The following is a 21136-nucleotide window of genomic DNA, read 5'->3' as shown; positions in this document are numbered from 1 at the left end:
ATTTGTCTGCCAAAGACTTGCGTCCGCATCACTCTTTGGCATTCATAGCTTTAACGTCTTATTTCGGTAAAAGAACTCCCCCCTCCCTGAATATCCCCGTGAAGGGGCTGTCAGTGCAGGCGGCGCCTTCTTCCCCGCGGCGCCGCCTGCATACTTGTGCATCGTCACCGCTCTGTTTCAAATTGTCATGTGACTAGAAAAGCGGATTGCTCTTATTGAGATGGCTGTAGAGTCTCTGCATATCGGAACCGTCCACGCTTCCATCCTCGTTGATATCTCCCGCCGCCAATTCGGAAAGCAGATTGGATTTATTCACGTGGCTGTACAGCCTCTGCATATCGGATCCATCCACGTTTCCATCCTCGTTCACGTCGCCGATCAGATAGATGGCGTATACCAGATCTGAAATCTCCGCGTCCGTCACCGTAAGGTCAAAGGCTTTCGTAACGTGGCCCGTTTTCGAGATTTCCAGGGTATAGCTTCCCGATTCCACGCCTTCAAACCCAAAAGCGCCTTCGATGGCTGCCGTGCTTGCAATCACTGCAGCTTCCTGTTTCAGCGTCACGATGACGGGGTCGTTTTCTCCTCCGCTGCTGCTCACCTGCCCGCTGACCGTAACGCCCGCAGCCATCCGGATGGTTTTCACCGGTCCGGCGTTCACATAATCTGTCTCAGCGTAGCGCGCCTGGTAAACGGTTCCGTAAGGAATCTCCGTAATGCCATTTGCAGCCTGGCTCTCGCTTACCATCGTCCAATCGCCGGCCTGCTCTCCTTCGCCCTGCCTGAGCTCCATCTCTGTGGTCAGGCCCGCGATGCTACCTGTTCCGCTCTCATTTTCCGGTCGGGTGACAGTCAGATCCGGTGCCGGCCAGTCTCCTTTTTTCACGGTCAGCGCCGCCGCGGTCAGGGTCGCCACAGCCGGCTGCGTATCCGGCACTTTGTGGGTCACCACGCACTGATACTGCGCGCCGTCGTCGGCCATGGTCAGGAGGGACAGCGTCAGCGTTCCGCTCCTGCCGTCGTTCACATTGATCCAGCCGCTTTCGCTCCTCTTCTGCCACTGGTAGGATACCGTCCCCGCAGGCGTTCCCGTGAGTTCAACGGTCAAAGTGGTCCCGTTTCTTTCCGTGTCGTTGCTCAGTACCACATCCGTATTACCTGTGATGCGGCCTTCCAGAGGCTCGCCGGGTTCATACCCCTCGTATACCGGAGTCACAAGCACCACCTTCGACACGGTCTCGCCGCCTACACTGGCCGTAACTCTGTAACGGTCTATTCCACTGAGGAGGACGACGGTGATCTCCGTATCTGCGCCTTCATAAGGTGTGACCATGTTCTTCAGACTTGCTTTCGCCGCTGCGACCACATCCGCGTCGGAGGTCCCTTTATCAAAGGTAAGTTTAATGTCCACCACGCCTTTGATGGCGTAGGCCGCCTTTTCCCCGTCGGTTTCAGGCGTCGCCAGGGTGATGACGGTCTGCATCTCTTTCGTCCCGGTCTGGTCCTTCAGCCCCAGCGTTACGGTGAACGCGCCGCTTGCGCCGACGACCTCGATCGTTCTTCCTGTTATTTTATAAAAGTCCGTACCTCTCAGAACTTCGTCCACGGCTTTGGTCATCAGATCCAACTCCATGTCGCTGTACGCGCCGGTGATCTCCGCTGCGATGGAGTCAAGCGCTTCCAGCGCCTCGACGAGAAACTGCTCCGTGGTCTTTTCTGTCTCCGTGAACGTTATATTCAAATTCTTGACCACGCTCTGTCCGTTCAGCGTCAGCGTTACGGCGTACACACCCGCCTCTGCTTCCGTTACGGAGATGTCGCCGCCCTCGGCTATAAACATGGATGATCCCATCAGGCTCTTCGCATACTCCCTGACCGCTTCTGTCTTGTCCGCGCCATTGCCGATCACAATGGTCCCGTCTGTCAGCCTTGACTGAGCCACAGACAGTTTGTATTCGTCCATCACGGCCCACTGAGCGTAGGCGGTGACGTTGCCGCGGATCTCCATCCCCGCGGTCACCGGCGTTCCCATGCCGTCAATACGGGTGTTCCAGCCTTCAAAGCGATAGTTTTCCCTCTCCGGTGTCGGAATTTCTTCCTCAGCTAAGGGGCGATTATCTCCCGCTCTGCGGATGACGCTGGCAGCGACCGTTCCGGTCGTGTCGTTCACATCGAATCGAATTACTGCGATTGATTCTTCCACAGCCCCTTCTGTATTCTTGTTGCCTCCTACGTCGCCGCCCACGGCAATATTTCCGCCGGTGGCGTTCAGATCTCCCGTCACATTGCCGCCGATGACGGTGCTGCCGCTCTCACTGGTTACATTGCCGTCCACATTGCCGCCGATGTTCGTTTCCCCAGTGTTTGTCACATCTGTCTGGACGGAGCCGCTCACGGAAAGAGAACCGCCGCTTTCCACCGTTACGTGATTGGATTCTCCTTCCTTAATACTTCCGTCCACGTCAAGCGCTCCGCCGGATGTGACCGTTACGGATCCCGACAAGCTGCCCGTCACCTGGGTGGGGGCGTTGACTGTGATATCGTTCAATATATTTCCCTGGATGATCGTCTCACTGCTGTTGTTCACCAGCGGCGCTCCTACACTGCCGGTGAGGTCCAGCGCCGCCCCGCTTCCGATCGTCACAGTCACCACAGCCGAAGAGGCCACGATATCTGATCCTAGAGAGCCCTCTGCGTGGACATTGCCGCCAGAGATCTCCACGGGTGCTTTTCCCGTAGTCGGCTGTCCCCCTGACGTCCCCTTCACTCCGATTGAAGTGGTAACCCCCTTGGTCCAGATCTCTCCGCCTGTGATCTCTATGCCGCGGATAGGCTGGCCATAATTTCCTCCGATCGCCGCGCCATTCCCATCTCCATATGCGTAGACGTTTCCGGAGTGGATCGCGATCTTCGGATTGACTCCGCCAATGCCGCTGGCTGTCTGCTTCCCGATCCCTACGACGTTCAGTTCTCTGCTGTTTTCCGTATCGCCGACGGTTCCGATGGTAATGTCGTTATTGGTCCCTCCAATGGCCGCAGCCCGATCAACGCCGGTGTTTCCCACCGTCACTACGGAATAGATCGTTCCTCCCGTCAGGTCGATGGTCACATTGCGGCTGCCGATCCCGAATCCCTTGGATCTAGCCTCGGTATAGACGTTGCCTCCTGTGATGGTCACCGCGCAGGTCGCATTGGAAGTGGTGGGCGCACCGCCCACACCGATGGCCGTTCCAATTTCTCCATACGTGCCATTACTGGCGTAAGCAGTGACGCTGCCCCCCCGTATTTCGATCTGCATTCCCTGACTTTTCACCTGGCCCTTGCAGGATCCGATCCCAGGCGCATAATTTCCTGAACCCAATATACTCGTCGTGTCCACGGTCAGGCTTCCCGCATACTTTGTCTGCGGAAGCGCGTGCGCCTCTCCGCTTACCGGCTCCGTGGAGGGGATCTTTCCGTTGATCATTCCCGCTTCGTCCTTTTCGCTGTCGATGATCACGCCCGCGCCGCCATCCACCTGCAGCGTGGCGTAGGTCTTCCGAGTGGAATTCAGGCTGTTTTCTCCCTTCAGCCAGAGTACGGGACAGCCGCTTTTGATCCATATAGAGGGCGAATTTCCGCTGCTGATGGCCACCTGGTCCAGCACGATATTGGGATTTCCGCTCTCTATGACGATGGTGTTGGCGCTGCTTGCACCCTCAATGACAAATCTCTCACTCTCCGGTATCGTAACGCTGCGATCCCCCTGGCTGTAAGTGATATTCCGGGTCGGCTCTCCTCCCTCTTCGATCGCCGGCTCTGTGGTCAGCTTTGCGGTGATCGAACCGTCCGCGATGGAAAATAATCCTGCCACTTTGTCGGTCGCTACCGCAATGGTCTTCTCCACATAGCACTCGGCATTCTGCCCGTTGATCACTTTTACCGTGATCTCGTAGGACTGCTCCCACTCATATACCGTAAGGACCGACCCTTCGATCTTCGGAGCGGGAGCTCCCTGAGTCTTGACCGACGCTTCATAGCGGATTTTGTGGATCTGCAGCTTGCAGTCCGCTGTCGGTTCGATCCGGCCGGACAGAGAAACGCTGACGCTGTCTGTACCTTCCGTACTCTTGTACACCGTTATGGGACTCTCTGTGTCCAGATAGATATTGTCTCCCTGTTGGCAGGTACAGATTGCTCCGATAGCATTGGAGACGCCGCCGGTGATCGCTGTCTCTACCTCGCTTCCGTCGAGCGTGAAGATCGTCTCTCCCTCCGGAAGATAGGGATACAGATACCCGTTCCCGTCTGTCCGGGCAGTCCAGGTCTTGTTGTTTGTGACGTCGTGCAGCGTCACTTCCGTATTCGCCAGCGCACTGCCTTCTTCAGACTGTACCAGAACCGGCGTCCGGGAAACGACGCTGCCGCCGCTGTTTTTCAAGTCCTGGGCGGAGCCTACGGCGCCGGTCAGCTCGATGGAACCGCCGTCGATGGTAATGGGCACATCTATCAAGACGTTCGTAGACGGGGTACACTCATACGTGCCGATGGCGTAATAACCGCCCCGGGCGTACACCGTTCCGCCGGTGATCTCGATGCCGCCGCTGACGATAGCGTTCTGTCCTGCTCCCAGCCCGACTCCGGAGTTCCATTGCGCATTTCTTTCGCCGCCCTGGGCGGTGACGACGCCGCCGCTGATCTTGATCGCCTGCACGTCTCTGCCATATGCGCTGCCTATGCCCACGCCGCGGCGGCTTCCGGATGCAGTGACCGTGCCGTTTTGAATCTCGATGGTCCCTGCATGAATTCCAAACTCTTTCGTTACGCCGGGATAATAGGGAATTGTACCGATTCCGCTGGCTTCGGTTCCATTTCCTCTGGCCGTCAGACTCTGTTCTGTGTCCGCCGCCGTAATGATCAGCTTGGCGTTTTCTTTCACCAAAATTCCAGGCATATACGCCGTATTGTTCACCATCGTATTTTGCCCTTCCAGCGTCACCGTCGCCTCGCCCCCGAAGATCTGAAGGGAGGAAATGTTGATCGCCGTGGCTGTGGTGTTAAATTCCAGATTGACATCCTTTAACACAATATTCTGTTGGCCGTCGTTTACGGTAATGGTATGGTCGGCCGTCGTACCGGCGCTCTGCATGATCCGGTATCCCACGGCGCTGACGCTGGTAATCAGATTCCCTTCCATGTCATATCCGCTGGCAGTCCCTTCTCCCAGCACGATGTTCCCCTTGTCGATGTAAAAGGTGACAAAGTCATTCACCTGGTCGGACACTGCGTTCAGCGTTTCGGCGGTCTGCCCGTCAATCATGTCGTTCTCAGGAACGTTCATTCCTTCCGGTGTGACCGTGACGTGTTCCGGCGTCGTTTCGACTGCTTCCGGCGTCGTTGTGACTGCTTCTGGCGTCGTTGTGATCGCCTCAGGCGTGGCTGCTGCGCCATCCAGCGGCGCGATGCCCTCCGGTCCCGCCTGACTCAGGCAGCCCTCGTCGTGCTCCGCGGCCCCGCAGTCCGCCGTCATCGTACATACGGCCGGCTCCGGCAGCGTTTCCCCGAGCAGACCTTCCCCCGCCGACGCCAGCGCAGTGGCCGGCAGCATGGTCAGGACCATGCACAGTGTCAGCAGGATCGCCAACGCTTTCCGTTTTGTTTTCATGTTCAACCTCCCAGTCTTTTATCTGTCCGGATCCGCCGTCCTCTGTTGGCTCCTGGCCGCAGACGGCAGTCCTCCGTCGCCAACCGCATGACCTGCGGTGACGGGTGTATGTATTGGCCGATTCGTCAGGCCGTGTACGGATAGAATTTCTGCGGCGTTTTTCCCTTCTCCCTCCTTTGGACAGTCTATTCTCCCGTTGTCCAGCAGCCGAATAGCCAGCGCCGCTATATCGGGATCGAAATGCATCCCTCCGCACCGGCGGAGCTCTGCTTTGACAAAGTCCACTGTTCTTTTTCCATGATAGACCCGCTCCCAGCCCATGGCGTCCACCGCGTCCGCCACTGCCACGATCCGGGCTTCCAGCGGGATCTCACTACCCTTCAAACCGTGAGGGTAGCCCATCCCGTCATATCTCTCGTGATGATACAGCACGCCCCGGAACACCGTTCGTCCCAGGCCGTCGTCCCGCAGTACGTTTGTCACCAGCTCCGCGCCGATGCTCGTATGCTTCTTCATGATCCCGTACTCCGCTTCCGTCAGGGCGCCGCTTTTCTTCAGCAGCGCATTTGAAATGCCCAGCTTGCCCACGTCGTGAAGCAGCGCGGCGATCTCCAAATGTCTCGCTTCCGTATGGCTCATTCCCATGGCACGCGCAAGCATCGCGGCGCTTTCCGCCACGCGCCAGCTGTGCAGGCCGGTGTCCAGATCCTTTGCGCTCAGTGCCGTGCAGACATACCGCGCGATCCGCAGGACGATTTGTTCCATAAATCAGCACCTGAATTTCTTTTGCTTTTCCAATTTACAGAAAGAGTCGTGAAATAAACTATTTCACGATTTTGTTCACTGAACCATTGAAAATTCAACGTTTCTTTTATTTTGACGGCTTATTCTGACGGCGATTACGAGAAAACCATCGACGAAATCCCCTGTGCATTTTTCTCTGGATCCCTTGGGATCACAGCACTTTCAGCGTCTGGCCCGCCCTCCGGTCTGACGGCTTATTTGACGGCTTATTCGTTTCTAAAAATGAAATTGTGCCAAATTTTAAAGAGAATCAACCAAATAAATTGTGGGAAATATCTGAATTAAAAAGAATTGTTAGGGAATACATGGAAATAGTTCTTTACAAAGTGTTGAAAAATGTCTATACTAGAAATGGAAACAACCAAAAAACCGTTCGTGAAATAGTTTATTTCACGAACGGTTTTTTACATTTCCATCCTTTTATTTAAGCCTATGTCCGATCTGGACGCAGGCTCAAGCGCTGTCCATTCTGCATCAGAACGCAAAACTGCCGTGGGACGCTCCCACGGCAGCTGCAGTTTTTACAGATCACAGCTCAGCCGGCCATACAGATTCCAGCTGTTCAGGTATTTTTGCTGGACAGGCGTCAGCTTGTCCATGGCGATGTCCCATGCGTCCAGCTTGCGCCGGGCGATCAGCAGGTCGATCTCCTCCGATACGCCGATCACCTTATTTTCCAGTTTTGCATGATTTTTCAGAATGTACATGGCGCTGAGACTAAGCCCTGGTTCTCCGGCAGCTGCCGGGTAATCAAAAGAAACTTTATATTTTCTCTTTTCTGTGGTCACCATTTTGCCGTTGGTCGAATACCATGTAATAAATCACAAGGGAATCCTCCCTGTGATGAAACATAAAAAAATTTATAAAAAAGCAGGTGATTTTAAATGTCAGAATGTGGAATCCTCCGTGGTGAAGGTATCGATACCAGCTTACTGTTCTTCTTCTTGCTGCTGGTCATCATTTTCTGCAACTGCTACTCCAGATAAAACATATTATTTGTCGAGTAGGCAGAAAAACGGGTCCATCCCCCGCCGGTCGCGCGCCGGCCAGGGGGAGGCCCGTTTTTTCGTTGCCGGAACACGGCTACATCATCGCGTACATCGTGTGCGCGAAATCCAGCAGAATGAGAGCTGCCAAAACGCCGGTGATCACGTGTCCTGCCTTTTCTGTGATCCTGTCCCAGAACCATTCAAAGCATGGCTGACACACGTAGAGAAAGAAGAGACCTCCCAGACCAAAGCGGATGCTGGTTCTGGGACAGATAAAGCCGTTCAGATTCATGAAATCCCCGCTGTAGTCCCACCAACGCCTTTGAAAGAGCGCCCAGAGAGCCGCTCCGGTTATGTATTCCAGGATCGTAGTGATCAGCACTGTCAAAAGAAACACCAGCAGCGGCGTCACAGGCAGTCCGGCGAGGCGCCGTTTCTTTTCTTTCACCGGACCCAGCAGAAAGACCAGCAGCAGCGCGCCCACGCCGTATACCGGCAGCCAGGGGCCAAAGAGAAATCCGCGGTTTTCAAATCCCCAGCCGTAGAGCAGGCCCAGGACCACCTCATAGATCCAGCCCAATATGCAGTAGAGCACAAAGCAGAAAAAATATCGCTCCGCCTTCGCCCACAGCCCGCGAAAAATTCCGCGTCGGATATCCCTGTCCGGGTCGTCCGTAACCGGCATGGCGCTGCCTTCCTGTTTATTTTCGTTTGTTTCCCCTGTTCTTTTATCCATCTGCGCAAATCTCCTCGAAAAAAGCAGCAGGAGCCGCGATGCCTCACAAACTGGGCCTCACGACTCCCGGTGATCTGTTATTTCACTACTTTGTAAAGCTCATCGCTCTCCGGCGGAGCGATGACCGTCTTCGTCCCGTCGGCCCGCACCAGGAAGCGGCCGGCCTCCGGCTCCGTGACCGTACCGATACAGGCCACCGGCACGCCCGCCTCCCGCACAGCTTCCATCACCGCATCCTTTTTCTCAGGATGAGCGATGATCATCATGCTGCCGCTGGAGATCAGACGCAGGCAATCAATGCCAAAATGGGCGCAGAGTTTCCGCGTCACCGGCGTTACGGGAATGCTGTCCTCATTGATGAGCAGCCCTGCGTTGGCTATCTCCGAAAGCTCCCAGACCGCGCCGAGTACGCCGCCTTCGGTTATGTCGTGCATTCCGGCGGTCCCGACCTTGCCTGCGGCCACGCCTTCCTTCAGCACGCTGACTTCCTTCAGATAGCCCTTGGCCTCCTGTATCTCCTCCGCTGTCAGAACGCCGGTAAGCTCTTCTTCAAAATCGCTTGCTATGATGCCCGCGCCCTCCAGACCCGTCTGCTTTGTCATGAGGATCAGATCTCCCGGCCGCATATTCTGCGCGCGCTGGGACCCTCCCGCCAGCGTTCTGCCCACCGCCGTGGACACGATGACCGGACGGTTTACCGCAGGCGTGATCTCTGTGTGGCCGCCGATGATCTCTACACCCAGCTTTTCCGATACCTCCGCCGCCTGCATCATGATCCTCTCGATCTCCTCTGCAGTGGTTCCAAGAGGAAGCATGACGGCCAGCATGATGCCCAGGGGTTCCACTCCGTTGGAGGCAATATCATTGCAGGTGATATGTATGGCCAGGCGGCCGATCTCGGAGATCGCCGCCGTGATGGGGTCTGTGGACATGACGCATTCATACTGGCCAAAATCCAGAGTCGCGCAGTCCTCTCCCACTCCGGGCCGCACCAGTACCTCCGGACGTTTGTGATGAATGTGCTTAAATACGATGTTTTCCAAAAGCTCCGTGTCGAGCTTGCCCGCTTTCAATTCGGTGTTCAATTTCTCATCTCCATCTCATACTTAAAACGCTTCCTCTGGCCGGGGCTTACGCTGCCGGTCTTCCGGCCGGTACCCGCCCTTATTTTATCATTTCCAGAAAGGTATCTTCATCGATGACCGCCACGCCCAGGCTTTCCGCTTTGGCCAGCTTACTGCCCGCCTCCGCGCCCGCCAGCACGTAGGCTGTCTTTTTCGATACGCTCCCGGACACCTTTCCGCCGTAAGACTGAATGACAGCACCCGCTTCATCCCGCGTCATGGAAGGCAGCGTGCCTGTGAGCACGAAGGTCTTTCCCGCAAAGCGGTCATCTTTCTTCGTCTCCTCAGACTTGGATCTCATGTTGACGCCGCTGTCCCGCAGCCGCTCCACCAGCCGTCGATTCCCGGGATCCGCGAAAAACTCCACGATACCTTCTGCCACGATCTCTCCGAAATCCGGCAGCTCCACCAGCTGTTCCGCCTGAGCGCTCATAATGCTGTCCATGTCGGGAAAATTCATCGCCAGCGTTCTGGCTGTCTGTTTCCCTACATTTTTAATGCCAAAACCTGTGATCAGCCGATCGATGTCGTTTTCCTTGGAAGCTTCGATGGCAGCCAGCACATTATCCACCGACTTCTGTCTGCCGATGATGCCCTCCTCGATCAGTCTCTCCCGATGATCCTTCAGATTATAAATATCCGCCACATCTCTGATATAACCTTCGCTGATCAGGGCTTCCACGGCGCTGGTCCCGAAACCTTCCATGTTCATGGCGTCTTTCGACACAAAGTAAGCGATGGACCGGCTGTCCTTGGCATAGCAGGAACTGCCCGTACAGTGCAGATGGGCGCCGTCGGGCTCCCGCTCCGCCGGTGCGCCGCACACCGGACAGGTATCGGGCATACGATAGGGCTCCGTGCCCTCGGGCCGCTTTTCTTTGATGACGGAGAGGACCTCCGGAATAATATCCCCGGCCTTCTGCACCAATACCGTGTCGCCGATTCGGATATCCTTCTCGTCGATATAATCCTGGTTGTGCAGTGTGGCTTTGCTGACGGTGGTTTCCGCCAGCCGCACCGGCGCCAGCAGCGCCAGCGGCGTGATCCGCCCTGTCCGCCCCACCTGTACGATGATGTCCTCCAGAACAGTTTCCTTCTGTTCCGGGGGATATTTAAACGCCACGGCCCACCGGGGCACTTTTGAAGTCATGCCCAACTCCCGACGCTGCCGCAGACTGTTTACCTTCACCACTGCGCCGTCAAGGCCGTAGGACATATCCCATCTTGTCCGGCCGATCTCTTCCACTGCTTCCCAGACCTGGTCCGCTGTCTTTACCGTCCTGAAATCCGGGCTCACCGCAAATCCCTGCTCTTCCATCCACAGCAGCGTTTCCGCGTGGGTAAAAAACTCCCGGCCCTCGGCGATCTCCAGATTAAACACGAATATGTCCAGGTCCCGTTCCCTCACGATGGAACTGTCCAGCTGGCGCATAGTTCCCGCCGCGCTGTTTCTCCGGTTCTGATAGACCTTTCCGCCTTTCTCCAGCTGCTTTTCGTTGGCGCGCTCAAAGCTCTCGGCGGACATATACACCTCGCCCCGCACTTCCAGGTACGGCAGCTTTTCCGGGATCGTCCTGGGTATGGTCTTGATCTCAAGGGCATTCTCGTATACGCTCTCCCCGATCTCTCCGTCTCCTCTCGTGATCGCTTCTTTCAGTTCGCCGTCGTAGTACCGCAGGACGATGGAAAGCCCGTCGATCTTTTTTTCCACCACGAATTCCACATCCGCAAGTTCTTCCTGCATGCGTTCCACAAAGCTGTAGACCTCTTCTTTGGAAAACACGTCCTGCAGGCTGATCACCGGCACGTCGTGCTTCATCTTTTTCAACTCGCGCTTCGCCGTACCGCCCACCTTTTTAGTCGGCGAGTCCTTTCGGGTCAGCTGCGGATTTTCCGCTTCCAGCCGGCGCAGCTCCAGCGACAGCTGATCGTACTCGTAGTCGCTGATCTCCGGGTCGTCCTGATTATAGTATCTGTCGTTATGATGATCGATGAGCCGGTAAAGCTCCTCCATCCGTTCCTGCGGTCCTGCCGTCTGTCCTTTTCCCATGCTGCTCTTCTCCTCCGTCCCCTGACTGCACCGCTATCGGATCACTTTATCGAAGCACCGCAGAGTTTCCCATATGAGCTTCTGAAAATGAAACTCCGCAGTTCCCACTATGGTATAGCCCAGCTTCGTGTAAAGCGCCGTGGCAGGCGTATTTCCCTCATATGTATCAAAGCGCACCGTGCGGCAGCCCAGAGATCTCGCCTGTTCCTCCGCGAATTCCACGAATTTGCGGCCCAGTCCCGCGTTTCGGAAATGGGGCGATATGCAGAGCGTGTGGATCACCAGAACTTCGTTCCCTTCCGCTTCCACGCTCCATTTCAGTCCGCCGTACTCTGCGGGCTGGTCGTGATTCAGGATCGCTGCGCCGGCTATGAAACCGGCGATCTCCTCTGACCCGGCAGTCTCACCAGCATCCGGCCCCGTCTCCGGCGCCCTCTCCAGCCCCGTCTCCGGTCCCGCCGCCTGAGCCACGTAGAGCGTACCCTCCCCCAGGGCGCGCTCCGCGTCCGCCCGGGTGGGATAGAGACCCCGCTGCCAGTTGGTATAATTGACCCCACGCTCCTGCGCTTCCAGCACATCGCTGTAAAGCTGCTCAACAGCCGCGATATCAGAAGCCTGCGCCTTTCTGATGATATATGTACGCGGGCGTCCGGCTTTTGCAGACGTATCTCTCGTCATTTCATTCTTCCTTTCCAGTCTGTTCCTGTCCGTACTACAATTTCTTCAGCGGCGCGATATCTTTCGCCAGCTTCTTGATCCCTGCAGAATCGAAAGCGACAGTGACAGTGTTGCCCTCCACTGTGATCACCAGCCCCGGTCCGAATTTATTGTGGCTCACCTTATCTCCCGCTACCAGCTCCGACCCGGAACCGCCTTTGGCTGCGGGATTGGCCTTTACCTGCCCCAACTGGTCAAAGGGGCGGAAAATACTTCCCGCCGGCCTGCCGGACGGTCTGTCAGAAGGCCCTGTAAACGGCCTGTCGGACGAGCCGCCCGCCGGACGTCCCGCTGGGGGCCGGTCTGCCCATGCAGGCCCACGCTCTCGCCCCTGCATCGCTCCCGTTTTTTTTTTTTTTTTAATGACCCGGCGACCACCGAGATCTCCCCTCTTCCCCTCCACGCCCCTCTCCCGATCTATGTAATTAAGATGTGTAAAAGACCAGGGTCCCACGCCGGCTCCCGGCTTGATCCGCCGGCCCGCCGCTCCACCGTAAGCCAGCGGAGTGGAATATTCGGCGGCAGATCCGCCGTAAGGCGCATCGCTGTCGTAGAGTCCGTACGCGCCGCCGCGTTTTTCGTAGACCGCGTCGCCCTCCAGATACTGTTTATCGATCTCCCTCATAAAGATGGACTCCTTCGTGTAGTCCGTCTTTCCGTAGAGCGTCCTGCATTCCGCGCTGGTCAGATACAGCCGTTCCTTGGCCCGGGTCATGCCCACATAACACAGCCGCCGCTCTTCCTCCACTCCACCCGGCTTCTCAAAAGAACGCCAGCTGGGGAACAGTCCATCTTCCATACCGGGCATAAAGACCACGGGAAATTCCAGTCCCTTGGCGCTGTGCATCGTCATGAGCACCACTGCGTTCTCGTCGGCGTTGTGATTGTCCACCTCGGCGATCAGAGCGATCTTTTCCATGAACTCCGAGAGCGTGATGTTGGGATTTTCGTGTTCCGAATCGTAGATAACGGATTTGAATTCCAGCAGATTTTCAATTCTGCCCTCCGCCTCCACGGTATTCTGCAGTTCCAGATTTTTCAGATAGCCGGTGCGCACCAGCAGTCCGTCGTAGATATCCGAAACTTTCAGATTATCCCGCTCCGCGCTGAATGAAGCGATGACGGACACCATCTCTTTCACGCTGTCCACCGCCTTTGCCGGCAGACTCTCCGCTACCTGATCGTCGCCCAGCGTCTCCAGCAGGCTCTCCCCACGCACGTTGGCCAGCGCCCGCAGCTTATCCAGCGTTTTTTCACCGATCCCCCGTTTGGGCTCGTTGATGATCCGGGAAAGGCTCAGATCGTCCGCAGGGTTCAGCACCAGGCGCATGTAGCACATCATGTCCTTTACTTCCTTGCGGTCGTAGTACCGGAAGCCGCCCAGCACGCGATAGGGAATATCGTAGGCTGCAAACGCATCCTCAAACCGCCGGGACTGCGTGTTCGTCCGGTAGAGCACCGCGAAGTCCGAGTACATGCGGCTGCCGCTTTTCATACGGTCGATCTCCGCCGCGATGAAACGCGCCTCCTCTTTGTCGTCCTCCGCCCGGTAATAGCGGATCTTATCGCCTTCGCCCTGTTCGGTCCAGAGTTTTTTATCTTTTCGGTCCACGTTCTGCGAAATGACCGAGTGAGCCGCGTTGAGAATATTTGCGCAGGAACGATAATTCTGTTCCAGCTTGATCACTCTGGTCCCTGGAAAATCCTTTTCGAAGTCCAGGATATTTTTAATATCGGCGCCCCGCCACTGGTAGATGCACTGATCGTCGTCCCCTACCACGCAGATATTGTTGTGGCCTTCCGCCAGCAGCTTTACGAAACGATACTGCATGTAGTTAGTATCCTGATATTCGTCCACCATTATGTATCTGAATTTATTCTGATAATACAGCAGCGTTTCTTCATCCCGCTCAAACAGCTGCACGGTCTTCAGTATCAGATCGTCAAAATCCATGGCGTTGTTCTTTTTCAGCGTATCTTCGTACTGCTGATAGACCGGATAAATGACGTCCGCCTTGAAATCGGCCCCATGGGCCCTGCGGTATGCCTCGGGACTCAGATTCTTTTCCTTGCAGTCGCTGATCACAGACAGCACATAGGCCGGCGTAAACTTCTTGTCGTCCACCCGGTGCTCCTTCAGGCTGTTTTTCACTACCACTTTCTGATCTGTGGGATCGTAGACGACGAAATCCTTTTCGTAGCCGATCTTTTCCGCGTTGGCCCGCAGGATCCGCAGACAGGCGGAGTGGAAGGTCAGGATCCACATGAACGACTCCGCGCCGATCAGGGATTCCACCCGCTCCCGCATCTCCCTCGCCGCTTTATTCGTAAAGGTCACGGCCAGGATATTGCTGGGATAAACGCCTTTTTCCTTTATGAGATAAGCCATGCGGTGGGTCATCGTGCTGGTCTTCCCGCTGCCTGCTCCCGCAAGAATGAGAAGGGGGCCCTCTGTGTGCGTCGCTGCCTCCCGCTGTTTTGAATTCAATTTATCCAGATAATCCATGCTCGTCGTTTCCTCTTCCTTTTATAAATGCAGCCACGGCGTTCCTTCACATTCGCCGAATATGGATGGGCTGTCTCTTGCGGACAGCGCCGCGCCGCGGCCGGCAGGTCCTGTGGGACGTGCCCATATATTTTATCACAACGGACCGCAAAATGCCATACAAAAGCTGGCGTGCCCATCCTTACGCCTGCCGGTTTCCAGGCCCCAAAAAAACGGCGAAGGACAGCCGGCTAAAGCCGTCCGTCCCTCGCCCATATCAAAGGAATTTGAATGTAATTATCTTATTTTACTCCTGCAGGATCTCTGCCGTATCTCTTTTCTTGTCCTTTTTGCATACTACGGCGTAGTACGCGGGCAGCATGAGCAGGGCCAGTACAGTGCCGGCGATCAGACCGCCCACGTTTACCACGGCGATGCCGCTGGTCATGCTGGCGCTTCCGTCGGTGGACAGCATCATGGGCACCATGGAGATGACTGTAGTGAGCGTTGTCATCAGAATGGGCCTCAGTCTCAGTGCGCCCGCCTCGACCAGAGCAGTGTTCAGGTCCATGGTGCAGCGCATCTGATTTACCGTATCTATATACAGTATTCCGTTATTTACCACTGTTCCGATCAGCATCATGAACCCCAGAAGGGAGGTCATGCTGACGGTGACCCCCAGCAGAAACATCAGTCCGAAAGCGCCGATCAGGCTGAAGGGTATGGTCGTCATGACCATGATGGAGAAGCGCGGCGATTCAAACTGCGCCGCCATGACGGCGAAAAGCAGGAAGACCGCTGTGAAGATGGCCTGAAACAGGCTGGCAAACTCTTCGTTCATCGATTCGTCTGTGGAGTTTGCGGCTACGGTGATCCCGTTGGCGAGCCTCGGCTCTACCGTTTCTTTCTGGATCTCCGCGCTGAGCCGCCGGGCGTCCTTCACTTTGCCTGCGAACTGCGCGGTGACCGTCACCTCATATTCTTTATCCGTGCGTGCGATGGAGGACGGGCTGTCCTTGTAGACGATGTCCGCGATATCCCGCAGTGCCGCTCTGCTTCCGCTGCCGGTGGACAGGGTGGCGGATCGGATCTTCTCCAGCGTATCATAGGCATCCTCCGGATACTCCACCATAACGCTGAACTCGTCGCCGTCCACGTCCATGGTCATCGCTTCCGTGCCGCCCACCATCTGGCTGACGGCTTTTCCAACCTGCGCGGGGGACATTCCCTCGGCCGCCGCCATCACGGCGTCCACCTTGATATCGATGACGGACGCCGCGTTTTCCAGCGAAGAGTGGACATTGGACAATTCGCTGCGCTGATAAAGTTCCTCCACGATCTGATCGGAACATTCTTTCAAATCGTCGTACTGCGTGCCCCGCAGGATCAGTTCATAGTCGTTTCCGCCGGACATCATGCTCATGGAAGATCCGGATTCCGCGGTGACGGTGCAGTTGCTGAGTCCTGAAAGCTCCCGTTCCCACTCATCCGCCACATCCTCCGTATCACGTTTCCGGTCGTCTTTCAGATACGCGGTGACGGAAGCCGAATTCCCGCTGCCCAGGCTCAGGCCGCTGCCTCCGTAACTGACCAGATAGTCTTCCAGATCCGGATCGCCGGCTATTATTTTTTCCACTTGTTCCAGTACCTGATCAGCTTTTTCCACCGATAGTCCCGGTTTCAGATCTACAGTCACATTGACCGTGCCCGTATCGTCGGAAGGGATCAGTTCAAAGCCCAGCTGCGTCGCCAGAGCTAAAGCGCAGATCAGCAGCGCCACCGAAGCGCCTATGACGGTCTTTTTCTTCGGCAGCAGCACCCGCATCAGCCTGCGGTAACCCTCCTGCAGCCGCTCCACGGGCCGGTACATGGGGGCATTGAGATTTACCAGCGGCCGGTACAGCTTGTAGCAAAGCGGTACGATGGTCACAGCGGAAATCAGAGAGGCCGCCATACAGAATACGATCGTATAGCCCAGAGGCTTGAACATCTGCCCGCTCATTCCCGCGATGAAGGCCAGCGGCAGGAATACCACGCAAGTAGTCAGCGTCGAGCCGAGGATCGAGGATCGCACCGCGCCGGTCCCATCCAGCGCCCCCTTCTCGTAATCGATGCTGTCCCGCTCTCCCAGATCGGTGACCCGGAAGCAGCTCTCCAGCACCACGATGGAATTGTCGACCATCATCCCCACGCCCATGACGATGGCCGCCATGGTGATGATATTCAGGGAAAATCCCATGAAGTTCAGCAGGATCAAAGCCGTCAGGATCGAAATGGGAATGGATGTGCCTACGATAAGCGACGCTTTCCAGTCCCCGAAAAACAGGAAAATGACGACCATGGATATGATCACTGCCAGCACCATGGTCTCAGCCACCGATTTCAGCGAATCAGAGATATCCTGACTGGTATCGCTGACAACAGTGATATTCAGATCCGGGTCGGCTTTCATCAGGTTTCCGATGGCTTTCCTCACATCGGCGGAGCAATCCTGCGCCGTGCTCTCCTGTTGTTTTTTTACAGAGATGGAGATCGTATCTTCTCCATTGTAGCGGGCAATACTGTCCGCGTCTTTCCGGGCGGTCTGGATGGAAGCCACATCCTTCAGATATATGACGTTCCCGCCGCCCGCGCTGATGGGGATCCGCTTCAGACTCTCTACCGTGCCGTATTCAGACGATGTGGTGACGGAGAGATCCTGATCTCCCACGCGCACTGTCCCCGCCGGATAGGACAGGTCGGCCGCGGCCACGGCGTTTGCCACCGCGCTCATGTCCAGCCCGTACTGTTCCAGTTTTTCCCGCTGAAGGCTGATGCTGATGTACTCTTTCTGACCGCCCGTGACGTTCACCTCCGCCACGGAAGAAAGCTTCTCCAGCTCTGACGTAACGTTTTCATCCACATAGTTGTAGAGATTGGACACCGCCTTATTGTCTGCTACCAGCTGCAGCACCGCCGTATCGTTCATATTCATCTCGATGATCATGGGATCGCCGGCGTCATCGGGCAGCTCTGCCGCAGACAGGGTGTCGATCTTCTTTTTCAGATCGTCGTACGCCTTGTCGGTATCCGTTCCGTACTCATATTGCAGCAGCACCACGGATGAGCCGTCGCTTGAAGTGGATGTGACCGATTTTACGCCGGTCAGCGTTCCGGCGGAATCCTCGATGGGCTTTGTGACCAGCTCCGTCACGTCTTCCGGACCGGCTCCGGCGTACACTGTGGCCACGATGAGCATGGGCATTTCCATCTCCGGCGTCAGTTCCTGCTTCATGGACATGACGGAAGAAATTCCAAAATAGAGCAGGCAGAGCACCGCCATGGCAATGGTCACCGGGCGTTTTAATATGGTCCTCGTAAAATCCATCTTATTCTTCCGCGCCTCCGTTCTGCCCGATCTTTACGGCGGCGCCGTCCCGCAGCGATGAAGCCCAGGTCACGATCACCTGATCAGACGCGGTCAGGCCAGAGGTGATCTCCACGCTGTCCTCGCTGTTCAGTCCCGTTTCCACAAATACCTTTTCGGCAAAACCGTCCCGATATGTATAAACGTAAGCATTCCCGCCGTCATAGTACACCGCCTCAATGGGAATGATCAGACCGCCGGAAGATTCCTCCGATACCAGCGTCACCTTGACAGACGCGTTGGTGGCCAGCCCCGTTCCCTTGATCACATCTGCCTCGATCTCAAAAAGTCCCGTCTCATTATTTACCATCGTGCTGATCTCCGAGATCACAGCATCGTAAGCAGCGCCGTTCTTCTCCACCTTTACATAATCCCCTGCGGACAGGGTGCCGGCCACAGTCTCCGTGGCGGAAAATTTTACGATCCTCTCTTCTCCGCCTGCGATGACACAGATCTGAGTCTGCGCATTTACATTATCGTGGGCTTTTACATCAAAACTCTCCACTCTTCCGCTGATAGGCGCCGTGATCTGGCTGTAAGCCACCTGATCGCCGTATGTGCTCACGGCGGAGTCGTACTGGATCTGCGCCGACTTATATCCAGACTGAGCCTGTTCATAACTTTCAAGGGACACCCCGCCGTTTTCATAGAGCAGTTGAATCCGTTCCAGATTGCTTTTTGCATCCTCCAGGTTGACTCTGGCAGTATCCACACTGGATTTTGCCGTGTGCTGATTGTTATTCTCGATGGTGCAGAGCACCTGCCCCGCGTCCACATAGTCTCCAGCCCTGACTTCCACGCTCAGCAGCTCGCCGCTGATCTGAGGATAAACATAAGCCGATTCTCTGGGTTCGACGGTGCCGATCAGCTCGTCAGAATTGCGGATCACTCCGCTCTGCGGCGTCTGTACCTCCACCACGGGCACTGTATTCCCCTGCTCCGGCGTTTTTTCCGCTCCCCTTGAAAACCTCGGAACGATGGCTGCGATCAGCACCAGCAATATGACGGCCGCCAGCGCCGCCTTCGCCTTCTTTGATCTCAGCCCCGATTTTATCTTCTTTTCCATCCTGATCAATACCTGCCTTTCGTTTCTTCCTCTTCTTTCCTCCGTTGAGTTCATTCAGTTTACGGCAGGTTGATAAACTAAAAATAAACCCGGACGCCTGCGCCATACTTTTTTTCCGTCAGTTTATCTTCCGTTTATCTTTATGGTACAATAATAGAAAAACACAGGCGGTACGGAACGGATCCCTGCGGCCGTTTCACAGACTGCCGGCAGACCGGACAGGAGGAAAACACATGTCACGCATCATGGTCGTGGAAGACGACAAAAATACGAGGCGCCTGATGGCGGCAGTCCTCGAACAAAACGGCTATCAGGTCAGCACTGCCGCGGACGGCATGGAGGCCCTGGAACTGCTGGACCATCAGCATATCGACCTCATCGTGCTGGATGTGATGATGCCGCGGATGAACGGCTACAGCTTTACGAAGGAACTGCGGAGCGCCGATAATTTTATTCCGATCTTAATGGTAACGGCAAAGCAGCTGCCCCAGGATATGAAAACCGGTTTTCTCATGGGAACGGACGACTACATGACAAAACCCGTAGATGAAGAAGAAATGCTGCTGCGCATCAAAGCGCTCCTGCGCCGGTCCCACATCGCGGCTGAAAATAAGCTCAGCATCGGCAGCCTGACGCTGTACTACGATTCCCTTACAGTGGCATGGGGCGAAGAAAAGCAGACCCTCCCCCAGAAAGAATTCTACCTTCTTTACAAACTTCTCTCTTACCCGGACAAGATCTTTACCCGACTTCAGCTCATGGATGAAATATGGGGAATGGACTCAGAGAGCGGCGACGCTACCGTCAACGTACATATCAACCGGCTCCGCAAGCGCTTTGAGGACTGCCCCGAGTTCGAACTGGTGACCGTGCGCGGACTTGGCTATAAAGCAGTCAGAAAAGCATAGACCCAGGGGCAGCAAGTCAGAATCAGAAGGAGAACAAAGATGAAAAGAGACAAAAACGCGGAAGCGGAATACGTGAACGAACCCGCGGACGCCCCGGTCTCCCACGGTTTCAGATCCAACGATATGCCGCGCAAGCCCGGGGGCGTCAGCCTTCAGATCATGCTGTCCGCGGTCATATTCGTCGTCATATCCGCTACCATGTTTATCATGGGCCTTACGGTCCTCACGCTGCTCCACCTGGGGATCATCAGCCAGCCGGCTCCGCCGGCCTTTCCCGGCGTCATCATCATGATCGCCGTGCTCAGCACCGTGGTGGGCACCGTCATCTCTCTGCTCTTCGGCCGCTTTCCCCTCCGTCCCCTGCACCGCGTCATATACGCCATGCGCGAGGTAGCCGGCGGCAATTTCAGCACCAGGCTGGAAGTCCGAAACAGCGGCGGAGAGCTGGACGAGCTCTGCAGAAGTTTCAATGCCATGGCCGAAGAGCTGCAGGGTCTGGAAATACTGAGGGGAGATTTTATCAACAACTTCTCCCACGAATTCAAAACTCCCATCGCCTCCATCCGCGGATTCGCCCGCATTCTAAAAAATCCCGGTCTCACGGAGGAGGAACGGGAAGAATATCTGAATATTATCATCAGCGAATCCGAACGGCTTTCCGACCTGTCCACCAGTGTTCTGAACCTTTCCAGACTGGAAAACCAGAAAATCATCTCCGACGCCGTCACCTTCGGTCTCAGTGAACAGATCCGCCGCATCATTCTCATTCTGCAGCCCAAGTGGGAAGCCAAGGACCTGGAATTTGAAGTGGACATGGAGGACTGCAACTATTGCGGCAGCCAAAATCTGCTGAGTCAGGTCTGGCTGAATCTGCTGGACAACGCCGTTAAATTTACGCCTGAAAAGGGACAGATCTCCGTCAAACTGCAGCCGCAGTCAGGCGGTGTGATCATACTCATAACAAATACCGGTCCCCACATCAGTGAAAAAGGACTGGCCCGCATCTTCGAAAAATTTTATCAGGACGACCCCTCCCGCTCCGCCGTGGGAAACGGGCTGGGGCTGTCTATGGTGAGCAAAATCGTCGCGCTTCACCGTGGTTCCGTCTCCGCCCGCAATCTGCCGGAAGGCGGCGTAGAATTTCGCGTGGAGCTGCCGGGGACGGACCCGCCTGAAGTCTAAAAGCACAGAGTCCCTGCTGCGGATC

General features: G+C 55.9%; 12 protein-coding genes. 2 read left to right on the top strand and 10 right to left on the bottom strand.

Annotated features, from left to right (window positions below):
- Nucleotides 1–193 precede the first annotated feature (193 nt).
- The 10 genes from E0E37_RS06660 to E0E37_RS06615 form a co-directional block, all read right to left on the bottom strand.
- The gene (locus E0E37_RS06660) at nt 194–5644 is read right to left on the bottom strand and encodes a dockerin type I domain-containing protein (RefSeq protein ID WP_130862234.1); all 5451 of its coding nucleotides are present in this window, start codon (nt 5642–5644) and stop codon (nt 194–196) included.
- Nucleotides 5645–5662: 18 nt separating this feature from the next.
- Nucleotides 5663–6409, bottom strand: a complete 747-nt coding sequence (locus E0E37_RS06655; RefSeq protein ID WP_130862232.1) for an HD-GYP domain-containing protein — start codon at nt 6407–6409, stop codon at nt 5663–5665.
- 560 nt (nt 6410–6969) lie between these two features.
- Entirely contained in the window at nt 6970–7239 is a 270-nt protein-coding gene (locus tag E0E37_RS06650) for a hypothetical protein (RefSeq protein WP_130862231.1), read from the bottom strand.
- 292 nt (nt 7240–7531) lie between these two features.
- Entirely contained in the window at nt 7532–8173 is a 642-nt protein-coding gene (locus E0E37_RS06645) for a putative ABC transporter permease (RefSeq protein WP_130862229.1), read from the bottom strand.
- A 77-nt stretch (nt 8174–8250) separates the two neighbouring features.
- Nucleotides 8251–9258, bottom strand: coding sequence for an AIR synthase family protein (locus tag E0E37_RS06640; protein ID WP_246019651.1), 1008 nt, complete (start codon nt 9256–9258; stop codon nt 8251–8253).
- Nucleotides 9259–9337: 79 nt separating this feature from the next.
- Nucleotides 9338–11347, bottom strand: coding sequence for an NAD-dependent DNA ligase LigA (gene ligA / locus E0E37_RS06635; protein ID WP_130862227.1), 2010 nt, complete (start codon nt 11345–11347; stop codon nt 9338–9340).
- 33 nt (nt 11348–11380) lie between these two features.
- Nucleotides 11381–12025, bottom strand: a complete 645-nt coding sequence (locus E0E37_RS06630) for a GNAT family N-acetyltransferase (protein WP_130862225.1) — start codon at nt 12023–12025, stop codon at nt 11381–11383.
- Between the two features lie 34 nt (nt 12026–12059).
- Nucleotides 12060–14570, bottom strand: a complete 2511-nt coding sequence (locus tag E0E37_RS06625; RefSeq protein WP_246019650.1) for an ATP-dependent helicase — start codon at nt 14568–14570, stop codon at nt 12060–12062.
- A gap of 286 nt (nt 14571–14856) precedes the next feature.
- Nucleotides 14857–17916, bottom strand: coding sequence for an efflux RND transporter permease subunit (locus tag E0E37_RS06620; RefSeq protein ID WP_130862223.1), 3060 nt, complete (start codon nt 17914–17916; stop codon nt 14857–14859).
- A 1-nt stretch (nt 17917) separates the two neighbouring features.
- Nucleotides 17918–19021, bottom strand: a complete 1104-nt coding sequence (locus E0E37_RS06615; RefSeq protein WP_165445245.1) for an efflux RND transporter periplasmic adaptor subunit — start codon at nt 19019–19021, stop codon at nt 17918–17920.
- Nucleotides 19022–19254: 233 nt separating this feature from the next.
- Here E0E37_RS06615 and E0E37_RS06610 point away from each other — a divergent pair, with 233 nt between their 5' ends.
- Both E0E37_RS06610 and E0E37_RS06605 read left to right on the top strand, forming a co-directional pair.
- Nucleotides 19255–19929: a response regulator transcription factor gene (locus E0E37_RS06610; protein WP_130862219.1), complete on the top strand. Its 675-nt coding sequence runs from the start codon at nt 19255–19257 to the stop codon at nt 19927–19929.
- A 39-nt stretch (nt 19930–19968) separates the two neighbouring features.
- Nucleotides 19969–21111 carry a HAMP domain-containing sensor histidine kinase gene (locus tag E0E37_RS06605; protein ID WP_130862218.1) on the top strand — a complete coding sequence of 381 codons (1143 nt, stop codon included), beginning with the start codon at nt 19969–19971 and terminating at the stop codon, nt 21109–21111.
- Nucleotides 21112–21136: the final 25 nt, after the last annotated feature.

Origin of the sequence: Bacilliculturomica massiliensis (assembly GCF_900605495.1) — a bacterium.
GTDB lineage: Bacteria > Bacillota > Clostridia > Peptostreptococcales > Anaerovoracaceae > Bacilliculturomica > Bacilliculturomica massiliensis.
The sequence above is the reverse complement of the archived record's forward strand: the minus strand, read 5'-3'. Positions and strand labels throughout refer to the sequence as shown.

Coding starts and splice junctions, on each gene's coding strand:
- E0E37_RS06660 (WP_130862234.1), bottom strand. CDS start 5,644: ATGAAAACAAAACGGAAAGCGTTGGCGATCCTGCTGACACTGTGCATG.
- E0E37_RS06655 (WP_130862232.1), bottom strand. CDS start 6,409: ATGGAACAAATCGTCCTGCGGATCGCGCGGTATGTCTGCACGGCACTG.
- E0E37_RS06650 (WP_130862231.1), bottom strand. CDS start 7,239: ATGGTGACCACAGAAAAGAGAAAATATAAAGTTTCTTTTGATTACCCG.
- E0E37_RS06645 (WP_130862229.1), bottom strand. CDS start 8,173: ATGGATAAAAGAACAGGGGAAACAAACGAAAATAAACAGGAAGGCAGC.
- ligA (WP_130862227.1), bottom strand. CDS start 11,347: ATGGGAAAAGGACAGACGGCAGGACCGCAGGAACGGATGGAGGAGCTT.
- E0E37_RS06630 (WP_130862225.1), bottom strand. CDS start 12,025: ATGACGAGAGATACGTCTGCAAAAGCCGGACGCCCGCGTACATATATC.
- E0E37_RS06625 (WP_246019650.1), bottom strand. CDS start 14,570: ATGGATTATCTGGATAAATTGAATTCAAAACAGCGGGAGGCAGCGACG.
- E0E37_RS06620 (WP_130862223.1), bottom strand. CDS start 17,916: ATGGATTTTACGAGGACCATATTAAAACGCCCGGTGACCATTGCCATG.
- E0E37_RS06615 (WP_165445245.1), bottom strand. CDS start 19,021: ATGGAAAAGAAGATAAAATCGGGGCTGAGATCAAAGAAGGCGAAGGCG.
- E0E37_RS06610 (WP_130862219.1), top strand. CDS start 19,255: ATGTCACGCATCATGGTCGTGGAAGACGACAAAAATACGAGGCGCCTG.
- E0E37_RS06605 (WP_130862218.1), top strand. CDS start 19,969: ATGAAAAGAGACAAAAACGCGGAAGCGGAATACGTGAACGAACCCGCG.